The following is a 20,742-nucleotide window of genomic DNA, read 5'->3' as shown; positions in this document are numbered from 1 at the left end:
CGACGCTACCGCGCCCGCACAGTGCGGCGGAGCGGGGCTACGAGGCGGTCGAGTCGGCGCCGTCGTCGTCCGACCCGCCGTCGTCGGAGCCGGAGGTGCCCGCTCCGACCGGCGCGGCGCGTCGGCCGGCCTCGATCAGGGCGGTCGACGCAGCCGCTCCGCCGATCAGGGCGAACAGCGCCCAGCCGGCTCCCCACTTGCGCTTGCCGATCAGGGCGTCGAACGAGAGCGCGCCGGGGCCGTCCGCGACGATCGCGGCCGTCGCCGCGACGAGGACGGCGTTGTACTCCCACCCGCCGCCCGCGTTCCACAGGCCGTTGCTCCAGTGCACCTTGCGCACGGCGGTGACCATCGTGGCGACGAGTCCGGCGGCGGCGAGCGGAGTCGCGGCGCCGAGGGCGAGAGCGGCGCCTCCGGCCGTCTCGGTCACCGCTGCGGCGACGGCGTTGCGCCGGGCCGGGTGCATCTCCAGGCTCGACATCATCTGCTCGGTGCCGTCGAGGCCGGGGCCGTCGAACGAGCCCCGCAGCTTCTGCAGACCGTGTCCGACGAAGAGCCCGCCGACGGCGAGACGGAGAACGAGTGAGCCGACCTTCATGGTGACCTCCGGGGTGGGGTGGGGACGTGTAGTGCGAGGGTCCCGGCTGCGCCGCGCCCGGTCAAGGGGTCGCGCCCGGTGAGCGAGCCGCGCGGGAGGCGTGCGCGCTCGGGGAGGGCTCAGAGCAGCGTGTAGGCGGAGGCGTCCATCATCACGGTGCCGTCGGTGCACACCTGGAGCTCGGCGGGGGCGCGGACAGCGCCGTCCGGGGCGTCGAGGACCTCGGCGACGAGGTACGCGGAGGTCCCGACCGTGCAGCCGTAGGCGCCGGGGGAGTGCCAGGCGACCCGGACGTCCGCCCGGGCGCCCGGGACGAGGATCACGGGAGCGTCGGGGTTCGGGCCGGACGCGTCGGCGACCGCGCTGATCCGGTTCCCGTCGGCGTCGGTCGCGTAGATGCCGGGGATGCCCGCGAGAGCGCAGTCGGAGGAGGAGGTGCTGGTGAGCACGAGGTCGAAGGCGCTGTTCCCGGCACCCGACGCGTCGGGGTCGGGGCGGTACTCCATCGTCAGGTCGGAGCCTGTGCAGCGCGCCGCCGCCGGATCCGCGGCGGGAGAACCGGTTGACGAGGGCTCGGGGGTCGCCGTGACCGTCACGGTCACGGTGGGAGTCGGCGTCGGAGCGGGAGTCGGCGAAGACGTCGGGGTCGCGGTCGCGGTCGGCGTCGGGAGCGGCGTCCGCGCGGACGGGGCTCCGCCGCTGCCCGCGCAGCCGGAGAGGACGAGGACGAGTGCTGCTGCTGCCAGCGCGGAGGCGCCGGTCCGGTGCGAGAACGTGCTCATGTCCGCAGTCTGCCACCGCCCGGACCGATCGGCCCCGCGGATCCGCGAGCATTCTCGGAGGTCCCGGTCAGGGAGGCGGAGGACGGATGCGGCGGGCGTCCGGAGGTGCCCCTCCCCGCGCCCGCCGCACCGGGGTCGGCGCTAGACGCGGACGACCATCTTCCCGGTGTTACCGCCGCGCATCATCGAGAGGAACGCGTCCACGGCGTGGTCGATGCCGTCGACGACGGTCTCGTCGTAGGCGATCTCTCCGTCGGCGAACCATCCGGCCATCAGCCGGTTGAACTCCGGCGCGTGGTCGAGGTAGCCGGACAGCGTGAATCCGCGCAGCGTGAGACCGCGGGTGATGATGTTCGCCATGTTGTCGGGGCCGGGCGTCTTCTCGGTGCTGTTGTAGCCGGCGATCGCTCCGCAGAGCGCCGCGCGGCCGCCGTCGCGGAAGGCGTCGAGGGCCGCTTCGAGGTGGTCGCCGCCGACGTTGTCGAAGTACACGTCGATCCCGTCGGGCGCGGCCTCGGCCAGCTGCTCGCGGACCGGGCCGGAGTGGTAGTCGAAGGCGGCGTCGTAGCCGTACTTCTCGGTCAGCAGGGCGACCTTCTCGGCCGAGCCCGCGGATCCGACGACCCGCTCGGCTCCGAGGAGGCGCGCGATCTGACCGGCGGCCGAGCCGACGGCTCCCGCGGCGCCCGAGACGAAGACGGTGTCGCCCTCCTTCATGCCCGCGATGGCGGTGAGCCCGACGTACGCGGTGAGTCCGGTCATCCCGAGGATGCCGAGGCGGAGCGAGAGCGGCACTCCGGGGATCTCGGGGACGACGCGGAACTGCGACGACTCGGCCTGCACGACGTCGCGCCAGCCGAGCTGGTGCAGGACCGCGCTGCCGACGGGGAACGCGGGGTCGTCGGAGACGGTCACCCGGCCGACGGCACCGCCGGTCATGGTCTCGCCGAGGGCGAAGGGCGGGGTGTAGCTCTTCACGTCGTTCATGCGGCCGCGCATGTAGGGGTCGACCGAGAGGAAGGCGTTCTCGACGCGGATCTCGCCCGCGGCCGGATCGCCGTACTCGACGGTCGCGGTCCGGAAGTCCTCGGCGACGGGCCAGCCGTCGGGGCGGCGGACGAGCTGGATCTGGGTGCTGGTGACGGTGCTCATAGGACCTTTCGTGGTGGTGGATCGGAGGGGATCAGAGTGAGAGGCCGACGGCGAGAGCGATCACCGCGAGCAGACCCGGGGTCATCTGGGTCAGCGCGGCGCGGCGCTTGGTCGGAGCGGAGAGGAGCAGGACGAGTGCTGCGGCGACCATCGATCCGGCGCCGGCGAACACGAGGGCCGCGCCGACGGCGGTGGCGCCGATCGCGACGGCGACGATGCCCGCCACGGTGACGACGGCGAGGAAGAGGTTGTAGAAGCCCTGGTTGTAGGCCATCTCCTTCGTCGCCTCCGCCTCGCCGGCGGTCGTGCCGAACGTCGATCGGGCGCGCGAGGTCGTCCAGAGGACCGACTCGAGCACGAAGATGTAGACGTGCAGCGCCGCGGCGAGAGCGGCGAGCACCAGTCCGAGAACGATCACGGCGGGCCTCCAGGCGATGGTCGTGATGCGGAGGGCTCCGCACCGATTGTGTAACGACCAGTCCACAATATACTGGAGCGAGCGGTCCGTGCCAGTGCGGCGCCGCAGCTGTCACCCCTCAGGAGGAGCACCGTGGGTCGCACGCAGGGCTTCGACACCGAGCAGGTCGTCCGCGCCGCCCGCGCCGTCTTCTGGGAGAGCGGCTTCGAGGAGGCGTCGCTCCCGGACCTGGAGTCCGCGACCGGACTGCGCCGCTCCAGCCTCTACCACGCCTTCGGCAGCAAGCGCGGGCTCTTCGACGCCGCCGTGCAGAGCTACCTCGACGAGGTGGTGCGGCCCCGGCTCGCCCCGCTCGTCGATCCGGGAGGGGCGTCGCCGACGGCGCTCGAGGTGTACTTCACCGGGCTGCGGGCGGCGCTCGCCGACTCCCGCACGCTCTCCGCGAGGAGCGGCTGTCTGCTGCTCAACGCCGCGGGCGCGCCGATCGCGCGCGACGACGCCGTGCGCGAGGTGATCGCCGACTACCGGGCCGAGCTGCTGGGCGCACTGCGCGCCGGAGCGCTGGCCCGCTGGCCCGACGCGCAGGCGTGGGCGTCGGCTCAGGCGGACGTCCTCGTGTCGCTCCTGGTGGCCGCGCTCGTGCTGGCCCGCGTCGATCCGGCGCAGTCGCTCGCCACCGTGGACGCCGCGCTCGCGCTCGTCCGATCCTCCGCGCCCTGACGGCCGGCGCGACGAACGCCGGAGCACCGCTCTCGCGCCGGGCCCGCCCTCGCACCCGGCGCGCCGGGTCGGCCCGCACAGCACGACGCCCCCGTGCGCCTCGCGTCCCGGTGGGACGGATGCGCGCGGGGGCGTCGGACGGGCGGGGTCAGTCGGTTCCGGCGTCGAACGCCGCACCCTCCGAGGCCAGGTCGGTGGCGCGTCCCAGCGCGTCTGCCGCTGCGGACCCGCCGCCCTCGGTGATCGCATCGGCCTCGCCGATCTCGAGCTCGCCGACGAGCTCGGCGGTCGGACCGCCGACGAGGCCGGCGGCCGCGTACTGCTCGAGCCGCGAACGGGAGTCGGCGATGTCGAGGTTGCGCATCGTGAGCTGCCCGATGCGGTCCTCGGGGCCGAAGGCGGCGTCGCCGACCCGCTCCATCGAGAGCTTGTCGGGGTGGTAGCTCAGCGCCGGGCCGGTCGTGTCGAGGATCGTGTAGTCGTCGCCGCGGCGCAGGCGCAGGGTGACCTCCCCGGAGACGGCCGAGCCGACCCAGCGCTGGATGGACTCGCGCAGCATCAGCGACTGCGGGTCGAGCCAGCGGCCCTCGTACATGAGGCGGCCGAGACGGCGGCCCTCCGAGTGGTACTGGGCGACGGTGTCCTCGTTGTGGATCGCGTTCAGCAGGCGCTCGTAGGCGATGTGCAGCAGCGCCATGCCGGGGGCCTCGTAGATGCCGCGGCTCTTGGCCTCGATGATCCGGTTCTCGATCTGGTCCGAGACGCCGAGCCCGTGGCGTCCGCCGATCGCGTTCGCCTCGAGCACGAGCGCGACGGCGTCCGAGAACTCGACGCCGTTCAGCGCGACGGGGCGGCCGGCCTCGAAGCGCACCGAGACGACCTCGGAGGCGATCTCGACCTCGTCGCGCCACGACGCGACACCCATGATCGGCTCGACGAGCTCGAGGCCGCTGGAGAGCTCCTCGAGGCGCTTGGCCTCGTGGGTGGCGCCCCAGATGTTGGCGTCGGTCGAGTAGGCCTTCTCGGTGGCGTCGCGGTAGGGGAAGCCGCGGGCGACCAGCCACTCCGACATCTCGGTGCGGCCGCCGAGCTCGTTGACGAACTGCACGTCGAGCCAGGGCTTGTAGATGCGCAGGCGGGGGTTGGCGAGCAGGCCGTAGCGGTAAAACCGCTCGATGTCGTTGCCCTTGTAGGTCGAGCCGTCGCCCCAGATGTCGACGCCGTCCTCGCGCATGGCGCGGACGAGGAGGGTGCCGGTCACGGCGCGGCCGAGGGGGGTGGTGTTGAAGTAGGTCTTGCCGCCGGAGCGGATGTGGAAGGCGCCGCACTGCAGGGCGACGAGCCCCTCCTCGACCAGCGCGCTCTTCGCGTCGACGAGGCGCGAGATCTCGGCGCCGTACTGGGCCGCGCGGGACGGGACGCTCTCGATGTCGGGCTCGTCGTACTGGCCGATGTCGGCCGTGTACGTGCAGGGCACCGCGCCCTTCTCGCGCATCCAGGCGACGGCGACGGATGTGTCGAGGCCTCCCGAGAATGCGATTCCGACACGCTCGCCCACGGGCAGACTGCTCAACACTTTCGACATGACTCCGATTTTAGGAGGAACGGGGACCTCCTCCGTGCCGCGGGAGGTCCGAGCCGCCTCCCGGGGCGCCGGCGCGGGGTGCGCTCCGGCCGTGGGAGCACGTCCTCCGTCGATCCGCGTCGATCGCCGCCGCCCCCGACCGGGGCGCGCGAGCCGGCCGGAGGCTCCGTGGTCCGGAGGCGGCGCCCGCGCCCCCGGCGCGGATCGCCCGCTCCGGCTGAGTAGTTCCGCGCGGCCCGGATGGACGGCCGTGGCGAGCGCGTGCCAGGCTCCGCTCGACCCCGGCTTCCGCCGCCGCCGCCTCCGAAAGGGCTCTCCGTGCCACGACCTCCTCATCGCCTCGCGGCGATGGCCCTCGCCTGCCTGCTCGCCGCGGGCGGTTCCGCCGCTCTGGCGCCGTCCGCCCTCGCGACGCAGGCCGTCGCCGAGACTCCGACCGCCTTCGTCCCGGGGGAGACTCCGCCCGCCGAGGCGCGCGGATCGCAGACCTACACGAACGCCCTCCTCGGCGGCGACTCGCTCGACGCGGGCGAGCGCATCTTCTCGAACGGAGACTCCGCGAGCTTCGAGATGCAGGCGGACGGTAACGCCGTGATCTACGACGCCGGGCGCCGCCCCGTCTGGAGCACCAGGACCCAGGGCACCGGAGCGACCACGGTGCGGATGCAGGAGGACGGCAACCTCGTCGTCGTGACCGGCTCCGGCATGCCCGTCTGGGCGTCCGGGACCGCGGAAGAGACCGGCGCGCTCGCCCTCATCCAGGACGACGGGCAGCTCGTGCTCGTCCGCCCGAACGGGGACACGGCCTGGTCCTCGGCCGACGAGCAGGCGCCCGAGCCGGAGCCGATCGCCGACGTCCTCGACAGCGGGCGCGAGCTCGCTCCGGGACAGCAGCTGACCGCCTCGGACGGCCGCTCGCGCGCCGCGATGCAGAGCGACGGCAATCTCGTCGTCTCCGTGGACGGATCGCCGCGCTGGAGCTCCGTCACCTCCGGAGCAGGCAACCGCCTCGCGATGCAGACCGACGGGAACGCGGTGGTCTCGGCCCCCGGGTCCGGCGTGCGCTGGCAGGCGGGAACGCCCGGGAACCCGGGCGCGCGGATGCAAATGCAGAACGACGGCAACCTGGTGATCACCGCCGCCTCCGGACGGCCGCTCTGGGCGAGCTCGACCTCGCGCGCGCCCGAGATCCGCGACGTCCTCTCCTCCGGCTCGCGGCTCAGCCGGGGACAGCAGCTCACCTCGCCGGACGGCCGGTCCCGCGCCTCCCTGCAGGGCGACGGCAATCTCGCGGTCTACTCGCGGGGGGACGTCCGCTGGGGCGCCGGCACCCAGGGCGAGGGCGAGACGCTCTCGATGCAGTCGGACGGCAACGCCGTGGTCACCTCCGCCTCGGGCCGACCCCTCTGGGCCTCGGGAACGGCGGGCAACCCGGGATCCCGCCTGCAGATGCAGAACGACGGCAACCTGGTCGTCTACTCCGCCTCGGGCCGCGCGCTGTGGGCGAGCGACACCCCTCCGGCGCCGCCCGCGCCCGCCGTCCGGGACACCCTCTCCTCCGGGAGCCGGCTCACCTCCGGACAGCTGCTGCGCTCCTCCGACGGAGGGAGCGAGGCGGTCATGCAGGGCGACGGCAACCTCGTCGTCTACTCGCGCGGCTCGGCCCGCTGGGCGGCCGGCACGTCCGGAGGCGGCAACCGGCTCGAGATGCAGTCCGACGGCAACGCCGTGGTCTACGCGGGCTCCGGCGGAGCACGCTGGCAGTCCGGCACGGCGGGCAGCCCGGGCTCCCGGATGGTCATGCAGAACGACGGCAACCTGGTGATCTACTCGCCGCAGGGCCGCGCACTCTGGGCGAGCACCCAGGCCGCGGCGCCGGCACCGGCGCCAGGCCCGGGACGACCTGCCTATCCCGGCGACGCTGTGAACTGCGACGACTTCCCGGACCAGGCCTCAGCTCAGCGGTACTTCGACCTGTACTACCCGTACTACGGCGATGTCGCCGGGCTCGACAGGGACGACGACGGGCTCGCCTGCGAGTCCAACTGATGGCAGCGAAGGTCCGCCCCTGACGGAGGGGCGGGCCTTCGGCCGTCCTCCGACGACGAGAGCCTCACCCTCCTCTCTCAGGCCCGAGCGGTCCCCTGCAGGCCTCCGGGCCACGCTCGCGGGTATCGAGTGGCGAAGACGACCCGCCTGCGCGAGAGGCTCTCCGGCGGACGACCATCGACAAGGCGCCTTGCGCACTGATGCTCCGCTGCCGCCCGAGCTCCCGCGCCGCCGGGCGACCCGGCATGCTGGGGCAGGACTCCGCCGACGACGCGGATCGGAAGGACGCCATGACCCCGACGACCCCCTCCAGCCGCAAGAGCCTGCTGGTCACCCCTGACGAGCTCGCCGAGCTCATGGCCTCCACCGAGCCGCCGCTCGTCCTCGACGTGCGCTGGCGCCTCGACCGGCCCTACGGCCGCCCGGAGTACCTCGCGGGCCACCTGCCCGGCGCGGTGCACGTCGACCTCGATCACGAGCTGGCCGCCCACGGCGAGCCGGAGGAGGGGCGCCACCCGCTGCCTCCGATCGAGGTGCTGCAGGAGGCGGCGCGCGGCTGGGGGCTCCGCCGGGGCCGGTCAGTCGTCGTGTACGACGACGCGCGTAGCGTCCCGGCCGCGCGGGCCTGGTGGCTGCTGCGGGCGACGGGAGTGGAGGACGTCCGCCTGCTCGACGGGTCGCTCGCCGGCTGGATCCGCTCGGGGCGGGAGCTCGAGACGGGCGACGTCTTGCGCGAGCGGGGCGACGTCGAGCTGGCCTACGGTCGGCTCCCGGTGCTGGACATCGACGAGGCGGCGGCGCTGCCCTCGGCGGGCGTCCTGCTCGACGCCCGCGCCCCTGAGCGGTACCGCGGCGAGGTCGAGCCGATCGACCCGCGGGCGGGCCACATCCCCGGCGCTCGGAACGCTCCCGCGTCCGCGGCGCTCGACTCCGCGGGGCGGTTCCGGCCCGCCTCCGCCCTGCGTCCGGGATTCGAGGCGCTCGGCGTGCGGGAGGACGCCCCCGTCGGCGTGTACTGCGGCAGCGGCGTCTCGGCCGCGGTCGACGTCGTCGCGCTCACGCTCGCGGGCTTCGCGCCGGCGCTCTACCCGGGCTCCTGGTCGCAGTGGTCGAGCACGCCGGGCCGGACGGTGGCGACCGGCCCGGACGCCTGAACCGCCTGCTCCGGAGCGCCCGCGGAGCTCAACTGAGGCGGGAGTGCTCGCCGAGGTGGTGCCAGGTGCGGTTGTGGTAGACGAGCGGCGCCGTGGTCTCGGAGTCCTCGGGCACGTGGGCCTCGAGGGCGTGCACGGCGACGATCGTGGACGATCCCGCCTCCATGCGGTTGATCACCGTGCCGCGGATCCAGGCGGCGGCGCCCGGGAAGAACGGCTCGCCCGTGGGCAGCCGGGACCAAAGCGACGTGTCGGCGAAGCGGTCGATGCCGCTGGTCGAGCCCAGGCGCGCCAGGTCGAGCTGCTCCGCCCCGAGCAAGTGCACGACCAGCGTCTCGGACGCCTGGATGGCCGGAGAGCTGGACGAGGCGGACGAGAGCGAGAAGACGAACAGCGGCGGCTCGGCGCTCACCGAGAAGACGGAGGTCGCGGTCAGGGCGACCGGGCCGGTGCCCGGGTCGGCGGTGATCAGCGCGACTCCGGCGGCGTGGTTGCGGAACGCGAGCTTGAAGTCCTCCGGGGAGAGTCCGGCGAAGGCGCGGTGCTCCGGCTCGCGGTCCGGGGTGGTGGCGAGGTTCTCGCGGCTCATCGGAGACTCCTGATCGATCGAGGGTGCGGCACGGGGTGGTGGCCCGCCGTCGCGCCGCAGCACGGCCCCTCCAGACTGGCGCACCGGCCGGGGGAGGGCCGCCCCATTGCGGAGTATGACGCCGCCACCTCGGGGAACGCCGATCCGCCGCTCCCTGTTCCCGATCACGCCGGATCGGGTGCCCGTCGTCGGCGCCGGCGTCCGCGCACCCGTCGCTCGCCCTCAGCGCAACCCGTCGCCGCGGCCGCGGTCTGCGCGCAGACTCGAGGGCATGGCCCACCGTCAGCGCACGTCCACCGCGCATCCCGAGAGCAAGACCTGCGCCTCCTGCGGTCGCGAGATCGAGTGGCGCGCGAAGTGGGCACGGGACTGGGACGACGTCCGCTACTGCTCGGACGCCTGCCGCCGTCGCGGAGTCGGTCCGGAGGAGGCGCGCCTCGAGGAGGAGATCCGCACCGTCCTGCTCGCGCGAGCGGCGTCGTCGACGGCGTGCCCGTCCGAGGTCGCGCGCCGGGTCGGCGGCGAGGAGTGGCGGCCGCTGATGGAGCCCGTGCGCCGGGCCGCGCGCCGCCTGGTCGACCGGGGCGAGATCGACATCGTGCAGGGCGGACAGGTCGTCGACCCCTCGCGGGCGAAGGGCCCGATCCGGCTGCGGCGGCGCCCCGGCGGACCCCTGTCGCCGGGCGGCGCCGCGGGCTAGCCTCAGCAGATGCCCAGCAGCGACGCCGTCGTCCTCACCGTCCCCGGACCGCACGGCGACCGGGAGGTGCGGATCTCGAGCCCTGAGCGAGTGCTCTTCCCGGAGCCGGGCATCACCAAGCGCGAGGTCGCGGAGTACCTGATCGCCGTCGGCGAACCGTTCGTCGCGGCGAACGGCGGCCGCCCCGTCTCGCTGCAGCGCTTCTCCTCCGGGATCGAGGGCGAGCAGTTCTTCTCGAAGAACCCGCCCAAGGGCGCGCCCGAGTACGTCCGGTCCGTCCCGGTGACGTACCCGAGCGGGCGGGTGCATCCGCAGCTCGTGATCGACGAGCCCGCGGCCGCCGTCTGGGCGGCGCAGATGAACACCGTCGTCTTCCACCCGTGGGCGTCCCGCGCCGATGCGCCCGACCTGCCCGACCAGCTGCGGATCGACCTCGACCCGCAGCCCGGCACCGACGTCGCCGACGCGGTCGTCGCCGCGCACGCGCTGCGGGAGGTCCTGCGGGAGGCCGGCCTCGACCCGTTCGTGAAGACGTCCGGCAACCGTGGCCTGCACGTCTTCGCGCCGATCGTCGCCGAGCACGAGTTCCTCGACGTCCGCCACGCGGTGATCGCCGCGGCGCGCGAGCTGGAGCGGCGGATGCCCGGGCAGGTCACGACGGCGTGGTGGAAGGAGGAGCGCGGCGAGCGGATCTTCGTCGACTTCAACCAGGCCAACCGCGACCGGACGATCGCCGGTGCCTACAGCCCGCGGCCGCTCGCGCACGCTCCCGTCTCCACTCCGCTGGACTGGGACGAGCTCGACTGCGTCGACCCGCGGGCCTTCACGATCCGCACGGTCCCGGCGCGCCTCGCCGAGCGCGGTGATCCGTGGGCACGGATGCACGACGCCCCCGGCCGCCTCGACGCCCTGCTCGGCTGGTGGGAGCGCGATGTCGCCGCCGGCCTCGGCGAGCTGCCGTTCCCGCCCGACTTCCCCAAGATGCCGGGCGAGCCGCCCCGCGTGCAGCCCAGCCGCGCGAAGAAGGCCTAGCCGAGGACGTCGCCGAGGTCGTACGCGGTCGGCTGCTCCAGCTGCTCCATGGTGCAGGAGGCGGCGTCGCGGTCCGGGCGCCAGCGCTCGAACTGCACGGTGTGCCGGAAGCGGTCGCCCTCGCGCTGGTCGTAGCGGACCTCGAGCACGAGCTCGGGACGCAGGCGCACGAAGGAGGTGTCGCGGCCGCTCGAGAACCGGCTCCGCTCGCCCTCGCCGCGCACCGGTGCTCCCTCCGCGTCGCGCTCGACCGCGGGCGCGAGCTCCTCCAGCAGCTGCACGCGACGCTCGTCGCTGAAGGCCGAGGCCCCGCCGACCTGGCGGACCTCTCCGTCGTCGCCGTGCAGGCCGAGCAGGATCGAGCCCACGCCCGGCTTGGAGGCGTGCTCGCGGTACCCGATCGCGATCACGTCGGCCGTGCGGTGGTGCTTGACCTTGAGCACGGCGCGCTTCCCGGGGGAGTAGGGCGCGGCCAGGGGCTTCGCCACGACGCCGTCCAGTCCTGCGCCCTCGAAGCGCTCCAGCCAGTCGCGCGCCAGGGCCTCGTCGTCGGTGGCGCGGCCGAGGTGCAGCGGATGCGGGACGCCGGCCATCACCGCGGCAAGCGCCTCCCGCCGCGCCGAGTACGGCTCCTCGAGCATGCTGCGCCCGTCCACGGCGAGCAGGTCGAAGGCGACGAGCATCGCCGGGGTGGTCTCCGCCAGCATCCTCACGCGGCTCGCGGCCGGATGGATGCGCTGCGAGAGCAGGTCCCAGTCGAGCCGCTGCGCTCCCGGCTCGCCGGTCGCCAGGACGATCTCGCCGTCGAGCACGCAGCCGTCGGGGAGCAGCCGGAGGAAGGCCTCGACGAGCTCGGGGAAGTACCGGGTCAGCGGCTTGGAGCCGCGGCTCCCGATCTCGCACTCCCCGCCGGAGACCGAGACGATCGCGCGGAACCCGTCCCACTTCGGCTCGTAGGAGTATCCGCCCGCGACGGCGGTCTGCTCCGGCACCGCAGGAACGGCCTTGGCGAGCATCGGGGCGACGGGGAGCGCGAACGGGAGGTCCATGCCCTGATCATCCCGGCCGCGGTCTCGGACCGCACCCCCTTCCGGAAGGCTGTGGACCGGGACGTTCCGGGCCCGCCGCGGAGGTTCGAGGCGTAGCGTTCCCGGCATGAGCATTGACTGGAAGCGCTGGACGCCCGTCGCCGTCGTCCCCGCGGTCGTCGTCGCCGCGGCCGTCGCCCTCCCCCTCTCGGCGAGCGCCGCGGGGGACCTCCCCGAGAAGTCCGCCGCCGACCTCCTCGCCTTCGTCGCCGAGAGCGACGCCACGGCGTTCTCCGGCGAGATCCAGCAGACCTCGGACCTCGGCCTGCCCGACCTCTCGGCGCTCGGCGGCTCCGCCGGCTCGGCGTCCGCCGACCCCGCCGACTCCCTCGTCGAGCTCGCCACCGGCTCGCACCAGGCGCGCGTGTACGTCGACGCCGAGAAGGGCGCGCGCCTCCAGGTGCTCGACCGGCTGGCCGAGCGCGACGTCGTCGCCTCGACGACCGACGGAGTCTGGATCTACGACTCGAGCGCGAACACCGCCACCCACCTCGTGCCTCCCGCGGGCGGAGCCCCCGAGGCCTCGCCGGGCGATCAGGTCGTGACGCCGTCGTCGGCCGCTGAGCAGCTGCTCGCCGCGATCGACCCGACGACCACGGTCGCGGTCGGCTCGGACGTCAGCGTCGCCGGGCGCGACGCGTACGAGCTCGTGCTCACGCCCCGCGACAGCGGCACCCTCGTGGGCTCCGTGACCGTCTCGGTCGACGGCGAGACGGGCCTCCCGCTCGGGGTAGCAGTGACCGCCCGCGGGGGCACCGCGCCCGCGTTCAGCGTCGCGTACACGAGCATCGACTTCTCGACACCCGACGCGTCCCTCTTCTCCTTCACGCCCCCGGCCGGCGCCGAGGTGACGGAGCAGGCCGCTCCGGTCGACGACGAGGCGGACGCCTCCGACGCGCCCGCCGCGGACACGGCCGAGCACTCCGACGTCGTCACCACGGGGTCCGGCTGGACGAGCGTCGTCGAGCTGCCCGCCGGTGACGCCGACGCGCTCTCCTCGCTCGACGCGGTCACCACGCCGGTCGACGGGGGCCGCGTCCTCTCCTCCGCCCTGCTGACCGTCCTCGTCACCGACGACGGACGCGTCCTCGCCGGCGCGGTCCCGGCCGAGACGCTCCGCGACGCGGCCTCCGCTCGGTGACGGCGGGCGAGCTCGCCGTCGAGACGCGGGGCCTCACCAAGCGCTTCGGGCGCCAGGAAGCGGTCTCCGGTCTCGACCTCGCCGTTCCCCGCGGCGCCGTCTTCGGCTTCCTCGGCCCGAACGGCTCGGGCAAGACCACGACGATCCGGATGCTGCTCGCCCTCGCCGCGCCGACCGCGGGCAGCATCACCGTCCTCGGGCAGGCCATGCCCCGGCGCGCGGCCGAGGTCCTGCCCCGGGTGGGGGCGCTGGTCGAGGGGCCGGGCTTCTACCCGTTCCTCTCCGGAGCGGCCAACCTCCGGCGCTTCGACGCCGCGGAGGCGGGCACCTCGTCCCGCACCCGCGACACCCGCGCGAAGGAGGCCCTCGCCCGTGTCGGCCTCTCGGCCGCGGCGCGCAAGAAGGTCGGCTCCTACTCCCTGGGCATGAAGCAGCGGCTCGGCATCGCGGTCGCCCTCCTCTCGCCGCGCGACCTGATCGTGCTGGACGAGCCCACGAACGGCCTCGACCCGCAGGGCACCCGCGAGGTCCGCGCTCTCGTGCGCGGACTGAACCAGGACGGCACGACCGTCCTCGTCTCCAGCCACCTCCTCGCCGAGATCGAGCAGCTCTGCACCCACGCCGCCGTCATGCGCACAGGGCGCCTCGTCGCCCAGGGCGGGCTGGACGAGCTGCGCGGGGACGCCGCCTCGGTCGAGCTGCTGACGCCCGACCGCGAGCGCGCGATCGTGGCCCTGCACACCCGGGGTCTGGAGCCGCGCACCGCGCCGGGCCCGCACCCCGCCGATCCGCCGCTGGTCGTCGCCGCTCTGCCGCCCGGGCTCGCGGCCGAGACGCTGGTGGCCGACCTCGTGCGGGCCGACGTCCGCGTCCGCGGGTTCGCCGTCCGCCGCCCCTCGCTCGAGGAGCGCTTCGTCGAGCTGACCGGGGAGGGCTTCGATGTCGAGCGCTGACGCGACCGTCCGCCGCGCGGGGATCGGGTCCCTGCTCGCCTCCGAGCTCGCCCTGCTCTTCCGCCGGCGCCGCACCTGGGCGCTGCTCGCGGCCCTCGCCGCCATCCCGATCCTGCTCGCCGTCGCGGTGCGGCTCTCGGGCGGGGACGGAGGCGGGCCGTCCTTCGTGGGAGCGATCGCCGGCAACGGCCTCTTCACCGGCTTCGCGGCCATCACGGTCGCCGTCCCGCTGTTCCTCCCGCTCACGGTCGGGGTCGTCGCCGGCGACGCGATCGCGGGCGAGGCCTCGCTCGGGACGCTGCGCTACCTGCTGGTCAGCCCCGTCGGCCGCGAGCGGCTGCTCGCGGTGAAGTTCGCCGCCTCCCTCGCCTTCTGCCTCGCCGCAGCACTCACTGTCATGGTGGTCGGGATCCTGATCGGCCTGGCGCTCTTCCCGGCGGGACCGGTGACGCTCCTCTCCGGCAGCACCGTCCCGCTCGGCGACGCGATCGGCCGGGCCCTGGCGATCGCCGTCTACGCGGCGCTCTCGCTGGTCGGGCTCTCGGCGATCGGCCTCTTCATCTCGACGCTGACCGATGTGCCGGTCGGCGCCATGGCGGCCACCGTCGTCGTCTCCATCGCGGCGCAGATCGTCGGCTCGCTCTCGCAGCTGGACGCCCTCCACCCGTTCCTGCTGACCGACCGGTGGTTCGACTTCGCCGACCTCCTGCGCGACCCGATCGCGTGGAGCTCCTTCGGCGAGAACGCGCTGCTCCAGCTCGCCTACGTCGCCGTGTTCGGGTCCCTCGCGATCGGCCGCTTCACCACCCGCGACATCCTCTCCTGATCCTGGGACGACGGAGGCCGCCCTCCCGCACTGCGGTGGGGGCGGCCTCCGATGTCGACGGGGTCAGCCCTGCGGAGCGATCCCGAAGCTGACGGAGCCGCCCTCGTCCACCTGCGCGTCGAGGACCTTGTCGCCGAGAGCGACGGAGGCGGCGACGTCGAGGAACACGCGCGCTCCGTCCTGCTCCACGACGGCGTCCGTCGTCTCGGGGGCCGCGGCGACCGCGACAGCGAAGTTGCGGGCGTCGAGATCGGTGCCGCTGATGCGCAGGCCTCCCTCGACGGGGGTCTCGGTCTGCCCGGTGATGGTCTTGACGACGGTGCTGGCGTTGTCGGTGAGCGTGAGCATCGGGTCGTTCCTTCCGTCCGTGGTCGATGAGGGGGCCACGTTGCCGGGATCCGGCGGCACCCTCAAGGCGGCGGAGCGGATGTGGAGGGGATGCACACCTGGACGGCCCGGGGAGTCGCGGCGCTCGCCGGAGCCGCGCCGGACCGGGGGCGCCGCATCGCCTGCCACACTGGCCGGATGCATCCCGCCGACTCCTGCCCCTGCGGAAGCCGCCGCCACTACGCCGACTGCTGCCGCCCCGCCCACCTCGGCGAGGAGCCCTCGCCGACGGCGGAGCGCCTGATGCGCAGCCGCTACAGCGCGAACGTCCTCGGCAGCGCTCCCTACCTGCTCGCGAGCTGGCACCCCTCGACCCGGCCGCGCCGCATCGACCTCGATCCCGACGTGCAGTGGCGCCGGCTCCAGATCGTCGACACCTCGTTCGGCGGGGAGGGCGACGAGGAGGGCCTGGTCGAGTTCCGCGCCTCCTACCGCTCGCCCGCCGGCCCCGGCCTCGTGCACGAGCGCAGCCGCTTCCTGCGCGAGGACGGTCGCTGGCTCTACGTCGACGGCGAGATGCTCGGCGACGAGGCCTGATCCGTCCGGGCCGTCCTACTCTGGAGGCATGGCCAAGGACTTCCGCCGGGCGGACGACGCGTCGCGCTACGAGCTCCACCTCGACGGCGCCTTGGTGGGCGTCCTCGACTACCGCGAGGCGCCCGGCAGCGTCTCCCTCGTCCGCTCCTTCACGACCCCGCCCTTCCGAGGCCGCGGGCTCGCCGGGGAGCTGGTCTCCTTCGCCGTCGCCGACATCGAGGCCGCCGGCGGGCGGAGCGTCGTGCCGATGTGCTGGTACGTCGGGCAGTGGTTCGAGCAGCACCCCGAGAAGGCGCACCTCCTCGCTCCCTCCTGAGCCGCTCGCTCACTCGCGGACCGCGGGCTCCACTCCGGCCAGGTCCGGGCCGAGGCCGATGTCGACCAGGCGCAGACGGCCCGCGTAGGAGTCGCCCGGAGGCAGCAGCAGACCGGCCTTGATCGCGCCGAAGGCGACCGTCACATCGGCGCGCAGCACGGTGGGATCGGGGACCGACCCGTCGTCGGGATGGATTCCGCTCGGCAGGTCGACCGCGACGACCACCGGGCGCTCGGCCCGCCGCTCCAGCGCGTCGAGCACCGCCTCGACGACGACGCGCGGCCGCCCCCGCAGCGCGGGCTCCGTCGCTCCGATGCCGAGGATCCCGTCGACCAGGACGTCCGCCCGCGCCACCGCCGCGGCGAGGCCGGGCGCGTCGTCGGCCGGCACCTGCCCGCAGCCCTCGTCGAGCGCCACGGCGAGGCCCCGGCGGTGCACCCGCTCGGCCGTGAGGACGAGGACGACGTCGGTTCCGGAGGAGGAGAGCTCGGCGGCCGCGTAGAGCGCGTCACCGCCGTTGTCGCCCGGACCGACCAGGACGAGCACCGAGGCCGGACGGGAGCGGTCGGAGCGCCCGGCGAGCACGAGACGCAGCTCGCGGGCGAGGCCGTCGGCGGCGCGCTGCATCAGCGGCTCCCGCCGGGCCAGGTGCGGAGCCTCGGCGGCCCGCACTTGCGCGGACGTGTATCCCTCGACCATGCGCTCCACTGTGCGCGCGGCGCTGCGGGCGTGCAACCCCGTCAGCTCTCCTGCACCGCCCGGTCCGACTCCTCGACGATCGCCCGCATCGCGGCCTCCGCAGCGTCCGCGTCGCCCGAGGCGACGGCGGCGGCCACCGCCCGGTGCAGCCGCACCGCGGTGGAGTCGGCCTCGCGCGGCATGAGCGCATTGCGGGTGCGGCCGGCGAGGACCTCGGCGACCAGATCGCCCAGCTGCGCGAGCATCCGGTTGCCGGACGCGGCCAGGAGGGATCGGTGGAAGGCGGTGTCGGCGGCGAGGTAGGCGGACTGGTCGGCTGCGCGGGAGTGGGTGGAGAGGGCGTCGCCCGCCTCCGTGAGCGCCCGCCGCTGCTCCTCGGTCGCGTTCGCCGCGGCGAGCCGGGCGGCGAGCGGCTCCACCCCGAGCCGGAGCTCGCTGAGCTGGTGCAGCTGGCGCCGCCGGTCCGGGCCGTCCAGTCCCCACGCGACGACCCGCGTGTCCAGGGCGTTCCAGCACTCCGGAGGCTGGACCCGCGTCCCCGCGCGGCGGCGGGACGTCACGAGCCCGAGCGTCTCGAGGACGCGCACGGCCTCCCGCATCACCGAGCGAGAGACCCCGCGCCGCTCCGCACGCTCGTCGGCGCTGAAGGTGGTGCCCGGCGCGAGCTCGCCGCGCACGATCTGCGAACCGAGCTCGTCCAGCACCGAGTGGTGCAGCGAGGGCGTCGGCGCGGGCATGCGGTCATCCTGCCATCGCCGGAGTCGCGCCCCGGCCGATCTTCGGGCATGATCGGGACACACGCAGGTTATGTCGGACAAAAGCCGGCCGCTGGCCGTCGGCTCGACCAAGGACGCTCATGACACCGACCCTCCTCCCCGCCCTCCGCGCCGCCGCCGGGGACGCCCCCGCCACCACCGCCGGGCAGGGGCAGCTGATCCTCGCCGCCGTCGTCGGCATCGCCGTGATCGTCGTGCTGATCACCTGGCTGAAGCTGCACCCCTTCGTCTCCCTGCTGATCGGAGCGCTGACGACGGGCCTGATCGCGGGGCTGGCGGCGGCGGACGCGGTCGCCAGCTTCGCGCTGGGGTTCGGCAACACCATGGGCGGCGTCGGCATCCTCATCGGCCTCGGCGCGATGTACGGCAAGCTCCTCGCCGACTCGGGCGGCGCGGACCGCATCGTGGACACCCTCATCGCCCGCTCGAGCACTCGCGCGCTGCCCTGGATGATGGGCTTCGTCGGCGCGCTGATCGGGCTGCCGATGTTCTTCGAGGTCGGGCTCGTGCTGCTGATCCCGGTCGTGATCCTGGTCGCCCGCCGGAGCGGTCTGCCGCTGATGAAGGTGGCGATCCCGACGCTCGCCGGCCTCTCGGTGATGCACGGCCTCGTCCCGCCCCACCCCGGACCGCTGGTCGCGATCGACGCGCTCGGCGCGAACCTCGGCGTGACCCTCGCGTTCGGCGTCCTGGTCGCGATCCCCACCGTCGTCGTCGCCGGCCCGCTCTTCGGCCGGGTCGCCGCCCGCTGGGCGCCGGTGGAGACGCCGCCGCTCTTCGGCGAGGGCGCGGGCGAGACGCGCGAGCACCGCCCGGGCTTCGCCGCCGCCGTCGCGAGCATCCTGCTGCCGGTCGTGCTGATGCTGGGCAAGGCGATCGCCGACATCGCGGCCCCGGGCTCCACGGACGCGTGGAAGGGGGTCCTCGACTTCCTCGGCACGCCGACCATCGCGCTGGGGATCGCGCTCCTGGCCGGTCTGGTCCTGCTCGGCCGCGGCGGCCGGATGAACCGCACCGAGCTGCAGGCCTCGCTCTCGAGCTCGCTGCCGCCGATCGCGGGCATCCTGCTCATCGTCGGCGCGGGCGGCGGTTTCAAGCAGGTCCTCGTCGACACCGGGATCGGCGGGGTGGTCGCCCAGCTCGCGGAGGGGAGCGGCGCCTCGGCGCTGCTGCTCGCCTGGCTCGTGGCCGTCGTGATCCGCGTCGCCACCGGCTCCGCGACCGTCGCCACCGTGACCGCCGCAGGGATCCTCCAGCCGCTGACCGAGACCATGGACGGGCCGATGGTCGCCCTCATGGTGCTCGCGATCGGCGCCGGCTCGGTGTTCCTGTCGCACGTCAACGACGCCGGGTTCTGGCTGGTGAAGGAGTACCTCGGGCTCAGCATCGGCCAGACGCTCAAGACGTGGACCGTGATGGAGTGCCTGGTCTCGGTGACCGGGCTCGCCGGGGTCCTCCTGATCGGTCTCTTCGTAGGAGGTATCTGATGACCGCTCTTCCCACCGTCCCCGTCCGCGCCGTCGTCGTCATGGGCGTCTCCGGCAGCGGCAAGTCGACCGTCGCGTCGCTCCTGGCGCGCCGACTCGGCTGGGAGTTCCTCGAGGGGGACGACCTGCACCCGCAGGCGAACGTCGACAAGATGCACGCCGGCATCCCGCTGACCGACGAGGACCGGGCGCCCTGGCTGGCCGAGATCGCCCGCGTGGTGGACCAGCGGATCGCCGCGGGCGGCTCGGTCGTCGTGACCTGCTCGGCCCTGCGCCGCCGCTACCGCGACGTCCTCCGCCGCGACGACCTCGTCTTCGCGCACCTCGCGGGATCGAGGGACCGTATCGCCGGGCGGCTCGCCTCGCGGGTCGGCCACTTCATGCCGACCACGCTGCTCGACTCGCAGTTCGAGGCGCTCGAGCCCCTCGGCGACGACGAGCTCCACGTCACGGTCGACGTGGGCGGCGCTCCGGAGGAGGAGATCGCCGAGATCCTCGGGGGGCTCGGCCTCGCGCCCGCGGGCGCCTAGAGCAGCAGCGACTCCACCGGCACGGCCGGGAGGCCGAAGGCCGCGGCGACGGCGGCGTTCGTCACCCGGCCGTCGTGGGTGCTCAGGCCGCGGGCGAGCGCCGGGTCGGCGGCCAGGGCGGCCCGCCACCCGCGGTCGGCCAGCGCGAGCGCGTAGGGGAGCGTCGCGTTGGTGAGCGCGCGGGTCGAGGTCTCGGGAACGGCGCCGGGCATGTTCGCGACGCAGTAGTAGACGCTCCGGTGCACGGGGAACACCGGGTCGTCGTGCGTGGTCGGACGCGAGCCCTCGAAGCAGCCGCCCTGGTCGATCGCGATGTCGACCAGCACCGAGCCCGGCTTCATCGTGGCGACCATCTCGTCGGTCACCAGCTTGGGCGCCTTGGCGCCCGGGATGAGGACGGATCCGATCACGAGGTCGGCGTCGGCCAGCTGCGCGGCGATCTCGTAGGCCGAGGAGGCGCGGGTCTGGATCGCGCCCTGGAAGCGGTTCTCGAGCTGCGCGAGGCGGGGGAGCGAGAGGTCGACGATCGTGACGTCGGCCCCCATGCCGAGGGCGTTCGCCGCGGCGTGCTCGCCGGCCGTGCCGCCGCCGATCACGACGACCCTCGCCTTCGGAGTGCCGGGGACCCCGCCGAGCAGCGTGCCCCGTCCGCCGACGGCACTCATGAGGTGGTAGGCGCCGACCGTGATCGACAGGCGTCCGGCGACCTCGCTCATCGGCGAGAGCAGCGGCAGCCGCCGGTCGTCCAGCTGGACCGTCTCGTAGGCGATGGAGGTCGTCCCGGCGGCGAGCAGCGCATCGGTGCACGGGCGGGAGGCGGCGAGGTGGAGGTAGGTGAAGAGCACCTGGTCGCGGCGCATCCGCGGGTACTCGGCCTCGATCGGCTCCTTGACCTTGAGGACCAGCTCGGATTCGCCCCAGACCTCGTCGGGCCCGTCGACGACGCGGGCGCCGGCGCGGCGGAAGTCTTCGTCCGACACGCGGGAGCCCAGGCCCGCGCCGGCCTCGACGAGGACCTCGTGGCCGCGGCGCACCAGCTCGTGGACGCCGGCCGGAGTGGCGGCGACCCGGTTCTCGTTGTTCTTGATCTCGGTGGGGATCCCGACGCGCACGGCGGCTCCTTCGCTGCGGCCCGCGGGGCGGGCGGTGGGCGCCGATACTGCACCGGCTCTGCCCCCATCGTGCGAAGATCGTGCCCGGAGCGAGGGAACTCCGCAGGATCG

At 74.2% G+C, this 20,742-nt stretch carries 23 protein-coding genes; 12 read left to right on the top strand and 11 right to left on the bottom strand.

Annotated elements, in window-relative coordinates; translation table 11 throughout:
• Positions 1–37 precede the first annotated feature (37 nt).
• The 4 genes from C5C46_RS01620 to C5C46_RS01600 all read right to left on the bottom strand — a co-directional run bounded on the left by C5C46_RS01620 (position 38) and on the right by C5C46_RS01600 (position 2,950).
• On the bottom strand, positions 38–598 hold the full coding sequence (locus tag C5C46_RS01620; protein ID WP_104222539.1) for a DoxX family protein: 561 nt from the start codon (positions 596–598) through the stop codon (positions 38–40).
• A gap of 119 nt (positions 599–717) precedes the next feature.
• Positions 718–1,380: a DUF4232 domain-containing protein gene (locus tag C5C46_RS16710; protein ID WP_181125676.1), complete on the bottom strand. Its 663-nt coding sequence runs from the start codon at positions 1,378–1,380 to the stop codon at positions 718–720.
• A 141-nt stretch (positions 1,381–1,521) separates the two neighbouring features.
• Positions 1,522–2,532: an NADP-dependent oxidoreductase gene (locus C5C46_RS01605; protein WP_104222542.1), complete on the bottom strand. Its 1,011-nt coding sequence runs from the start codon at positions 2,530–2,532 to the stop codon at positions 1,522–1,524.
• Positions 2,533–2,563: 31 nt separating this feature from the next.
• Positions 2,564–2,950 (bottom strand): DUF1304 domain-containing protein, encoded by a 387-nt coding sequence (locus tag C5C46_RS01600; RefSeq protein WP_104222543.1) that lies wholly within the window; start codon positions 2,948–2,950, stop codon positions 2,564–2,566.
• Positions 2,951–3,082: 132 nt separating this feature from the next.
• Here C5C46_RS01600 and C5C46_RS01595 point away from each other — a divergent pair, with 132 nt between their 5' ends.
• Positions 3,083–3,670 (top strand): TetR/AcrR family transcriptional regulator, encoded by a 588-nt coding sequence (locus tag C5C46_RS01595; RefSeq protein ID WP_104225404.1) that lies wholly within the window; start codon positions 3,083–3,085, stop codon positions 3,668–3,670.
• A gap of 148 nt (positions 3,671–3,818) precedes the next feature.
• Here C5C46_RS01595 and argG read toward each other — a convergent pair whose 3' ends face one another.
• Positions 3,819–5,255 (bottom strand): argininosuccinate synthase, encoded by a 1,437-nt coding sequence (argG, locus tag C5C46_RS01590; RefSeq protein ID WP_104222545.1) that lies wholly within the window; start codon positions 5,253–5,255, stop codon positions 3,819–3,821.
• A 348-nt stretch (positions 5,256–5,603) separates the two neighbouring features.
• Here argG and C5C46_RS01585 point away from each other — a divergent pair, with 348 nt between their 5' ends.
• Both C5C46_RS01585 and C5C46_RS01580 read left to right on the top strand, forming a co-directional pair.
• Entirely contained in the window at positions 5,604–7,304 is a 1,701-nt protein-coding gene (locus C5C46_RS01585) for an excalibur calcium-binding domain-containing protein (protein WP_181136473.1), read from the top strand.
• Between the two features lie 290 nt (positions 7,305–7,594).
• Complete coding sequence (locus C5C46_RS01580) at positions 7,595–8,458, top strand: sulfurtransferase (RefSeq protein ID WP_104225451.1); 864 nt, start codon at positions 7,595–7,597, stop codon at positions 8,456–8,458.
• A gap of 28 nt (positions 8,459–8,486) precedes the next feature.
• Here the strand turns inward: C5C46_RS01580 and C5C46_RS01575 are convergent, their stop codons facing one another.
• Positions 8,487–9,047: a flavin reductase family protein gene (locus C5C46_RS01575; protein ID WP_104222547.1), complete on the bottom strand. Its 561-nt coding sequence runs from the start codon at positions 9,045–9,047 to the stop codon at positions 8,487–8,489.
• Positions 9,048–9,318: 271 nt separating this feature from the next.
• Here C5C46_RS01575 and C5C46_RS01570 point away from each other — a divergent pair, with 271 nt between their 5' ends.
• Entirely contained in the window at positions 9,319–9,747 is a 429-nt protein-coding gene (locus tag C5C46_RS01570; protein ID WP_104225402.1) for a DUF2256 and DUF3253 domain-containing protein, read from the top strand.
• A gap of 9 nt (positions 9,748–9,756) precedes the next feature.
• Positions 9,757–10,779 (top strand): non-homologous end-joining DNA ligase, encoded by a 1,023-nt coding sequence (ligD, locus tag C5C46_RS01565; RefSeq protein WP_181136472.1) that lies wholly within the window; start codon positions 9,757–9,759, stop codon positions 10,777–10,779.
• Here the strand turns inward: ligD and C5C46_RS01560 are convergent.
• Positions 10,776–11,828: an ATP-dependent DNA ligase gene (locus C5C46_RS01560; RefSeq protein WP_104225401.1), complete on the bottom strand. Its 1,053-nt coding sequence runs from the start codon at positions 11,826–11,828 to the stop codon at positions 10,776–10,778. The genes ligD and C5C46_RS01560 overlap by 4 nt on opposite strands.
• A gap of 106 nt (positions 11,829–11,934) precedes the next feature.
• Here C5C46_RS01560 and C5C46_RS16705 point away from each other — a divergent pair, with 106 nt between their 5' ends.
• The 3 genes from C5C46_RS16705 to C5C46_RS01545 are packed head-to-tail and all read left to right on the top strand — an operon-like array spanning position 11,935 to position 14,787.
• On the top strand, positions 11,935–13,008 hold the full coding sequence (locus tag C5C46_RS16705) for a DUF2092 domain-containing protein (RefSeq protein ID WP_104225400.1): 1,074 nt from the start codon (positions 11,935–11,937) through the stop codon (positions 13,006–13,008).
• Entirely contained in the window at positions 13,005–13,961 is a 957-nt protein-coding gene (locus tag C5C46_RS01550; RefSeq protein ID WP_104225399.1) for an ABC transporter ATP-binding protein, read from the top strand. Before C5C46_RS16705 ends, C5C46_RS01550 begins: the two co-directional genes overlap by 4 nt.
• Entirely contained in the window at positions 13,948–14,787 is an 840-nt protein-coding gene (locus C5C46_RS01545; RefSeq protein WP_104225398.1) for an ABC transporter permease, read from the top strand. Before C5C46_RS01550 ends, C5C46_RS01545 begins: the two co-directional genes overlap by 14 nt.
• A gap of 63 nt (positions 14,788–14,850) precedes the next feature.
• Here the strand turns inward: C5C46_RS01545 and C5C46_RS01540 are convergent, their stop codons facing one another.
• A complete protein-coding gene (locus tag C5C46_RS01540; RefSeq protein ID WP_104225397.1) occupies positions 14,851–15,135 on the bottom strand; it encodes a hypothetical protein in 285 nt (94 codons plus the stop codon).
• A 177-nt stretch (positions 15,136–15,312) separates the two neighbouring features.
• Here C5C46_RS01540 and C5C46_RS01535 point away from each other — a divergent pair, with 177 nt between their 5' ends.
• Positions 15,313–15,711 carry a YchJ family protein gene (locus C5C46_RS01535; protein ID WP_104225449.1) on the top strand — a complete coding sequence of 133 codons (399 nt, stop codon included), beginning with the start codon at positions 15,313–15,315 and terminating at the stop codon, positions 15,709–15,711.
• Between the two features lie 28 nt (positions 15,712–15,739).
• Complete coding sequence (locus C5C46_RS01530; protein ID WP_104225396.1) at positions 15,740–16,027, top strand: GNAT family N-acetyltransferase; 288 nt, start codon at positions 15,740–15,742, stop codon at positions 16,025–16,027.
• Between the two features lie 9 nt (positions 16,028–16,036).
• Here C5C46_RS01530 and C5C46_RS01525 read toward each other — a convergent pair whose 3' ends face one another.
• Positions 16,037–16,726, bottom strand: coding sequence for an NAD(P)H-hydrate epimerase (locus tag C5C46_RS01525; RefSeq protein ID WP_104225395.1), 690 nt, complete (start codon positions 16,724–16,726; stop codon positions 16,037–16,039).
• A gap of 41 nt (positions 16,727–16,767) precedes the next feature.
• Entirely contained in the window at positions 16,768–17,463 is a 696-nt protein-coding gene (locus C5C46_RS01520) for a FadR/GntR family transcriptional regulator (protein ID WP_104225394.1), read from the bottom strand.
• Between the two features lie 119 nt (positions 17,464–17,582).
• Between C5C46_RS01520 and C5C46_RS01515 the strand changes: the two genes are divergently transcribed.
• Both C5C46_RS01515 and C5C46_RS01510 read left to right on the top strand, forming a co-directional pair.
• Positions 17,583–18,989 carry a GntP family permease gene (locus C5C46_RS01515; protein WP_104225393.1) on the top strand — a complete coding sequence of 469 codons (1,407 nt, stop codon included), beginning with the start codon at positions 17,583–17,585 and terminating at the stop codon, positions 18,987–18,989.
• On the top strand, positions 18,989–19,519 hold the full coding sequence (locus C5C46_RS01510) for a gluconokinase (protein WP_104225392.1): 531 nt from the start codon (positions 18,989–18,991) through the stop codon (positions 19,517–19,519). Before C5C46_RS01515 ends, C5C46_RS01510 begins: the two co-directional genes overlap by 1 nt.
• Here the strand turns inward: C5C46_RS01510 and ald are convergent.
• Positions 19,516–20,631 (bottom strand): alanine dehydrogenase, encoded by a 1,116-nt coding sequence (gene ald / locus C5C46_RS01505; protein WP_104225391.1) that lies wholly within the window; start codon positions 20,629–20,631, stop codon positions 19,516–19,518. The two genes, C5C46_RS01510 and ald, sit on opposite strands and share 4 nt — an antisense overlap.
• Positions 20,632–20,742: the final 111 nt, after the last annotated feature.

This window comes from Rathayibacter sp. AY1E6 (assembly GCF_002931115.1).
GTDB lineage: Bacteria > Actinomycetota > Actinomycetes > Actinomycetales > Microbacteriaceae > Rathayibacter.
This window is presented reverse-complemented; position numbering and strand designations above follow the sequence as displayed.

What these genes read in the sequence shown, in the direction of transcription:
- C5C46_RS01620 (WP_104222539.1), bottom strand. Translation starts at nt 598, where the DNA reads ATGAAGGTCGGCTCACTCGTTCTCCGTCTCGCCGTCGGCGGGCTCTTC.
- C5C46_RS16710 (WP_181125676.1), bottom strand. Translation starts at nt 1,380, where the DNA reads ATGAGCACGTTCTCGCACCGGACCGGCGCCTCCGCGCTGGCAGCAGCA.
- C5C46_RS01605 (WP_104222542.1), bottom strand. Translation starts at nt 2,532, where the DNA reads ATGAGCACCGTCACCAGCACCCAGATCCAGCTCGTCCGCCGCCCCGAC.
- argG (WP_104222545.1), bottom strand. Translation starts at nt 5,255, where the DNA reads ATGTCGAAAGTGTTGAGCAGTCTGCCCGTGGGCGAGCGTGTCGGAATC.
- C5C46_RS01585 (WP_181136473.1), top strand. Translation starts at nt 5,604, where the DNA reads ATGGCCCTCGCCTGCCTGCTCGCCGCGGGCGGTTCCGCCGCTCTGGCG.
- C5C46_RS01580 (WP_104225451.1), top strand. Translation starts at nt 7,595, where the DNA reads ATGACCCCGACGACCCCCTCCAGCCGCAAGAGCCTGCTGGTCACCCCT.
- C5C46_RS01575 (WP_104222547.1), bottom strand. Translation starts at nt 9,047, where the DNA reads ATGAGCCGCGAGAACCTCGCCACCACCCCGGACCGCGAGCCGGAGCAC.
- C5C46_RS01570 (WP_104225402.1), top strand. Translation starts at nt 9,319, where the DNA reads ATGGCCCACCGTCAGCGCACGTCCACCGCGCATCCCGAGAGCAAGACC.
- ligD (WP_181136472.1), top strand. Translation starts at nt 9,757, where the DNA reads ATGCCCAGCAGCGACGCCGTCGTCCTCACCGTCCCCGGACCGCACGGC.
- C5C46_RS01560 (WP_104225401.1), bottom strand. Translation starts at nt 11,828, where the DNA reads ATGGACCTCCCGTTCGCGCTCCCCGTCGCCCCGATGCTCGCCAAGGCC.
- C5C46_RS16705 (WP_104225400.1), top strand. Translation starts at nt 11,935, where the DNA reads ATGAGCATTGACTGGAAGCGCTGGACGCCCGTCGCCGTCGTCCCCGCG.
- C5C46_RS01545 (WP_104225398.1), top strand. Translation starts at nt 13,948, where the DNA reads ATGTCGAGCGCTGACGCGACCGTCCGCCGCGCGGGGATCGGGTCCCTG.
- C5C46_RS01540 (WP_104225397.1), bottom strand. Translation starts at nt 15,135, where the DNA reads ATGCTCACGCTCACCGACAACGCCAGCACCGTCGTCAAGACCATCACC.
- C5C46_RS01535 (WP_104225449.1), top strand. Translation starts at nt 15,313, where the DNA reads ATGCATCCCGCCGACTCCTGCCCCTGCGGAAGCCGCCGCCACTACGCC.
- C5C46_RS01530 (WP_104225396.1), top strand. Translation starts at nt 15,740, where the DNA reads ATGGCCAAGGACTTCCGCCGGGCGGACGACGCGTCGCGCTACGAGCTC.
- C5C46_RS01525 (WP_104225395.1), bottom strand. Translation starts at nt 16,726, where the DNA reads ATGGTCGAGGGATACACGTCCGCGCAAGTGCGGGCCGCCGAGGCTCCG.
- C5C46_RS01520 (WP_104225394.1), bottom strand. Translation starts at nt 17,463, where the DNA reads ATGCCCGCGCCGACGCCCTCGCTGCACCACTCGGTGCTGGACGAGCTC.
- C5C46_RS01515 (WP_104225393.1), top strand. Translation starts at nt 17,583, where the DNA reads ATGACACCGACCCTCCTCCCCGCCCTCCGCGCCGCCGCCGGGGACGCC.
- C5C46_RS01510 (WP_104225392.1), top strand. Translation starts at nt 18,989, where the DNA reads ATGACCGCTCTTCCCACCGTCCCCGTCCGCGCCGTCGTCGTCATGGGC.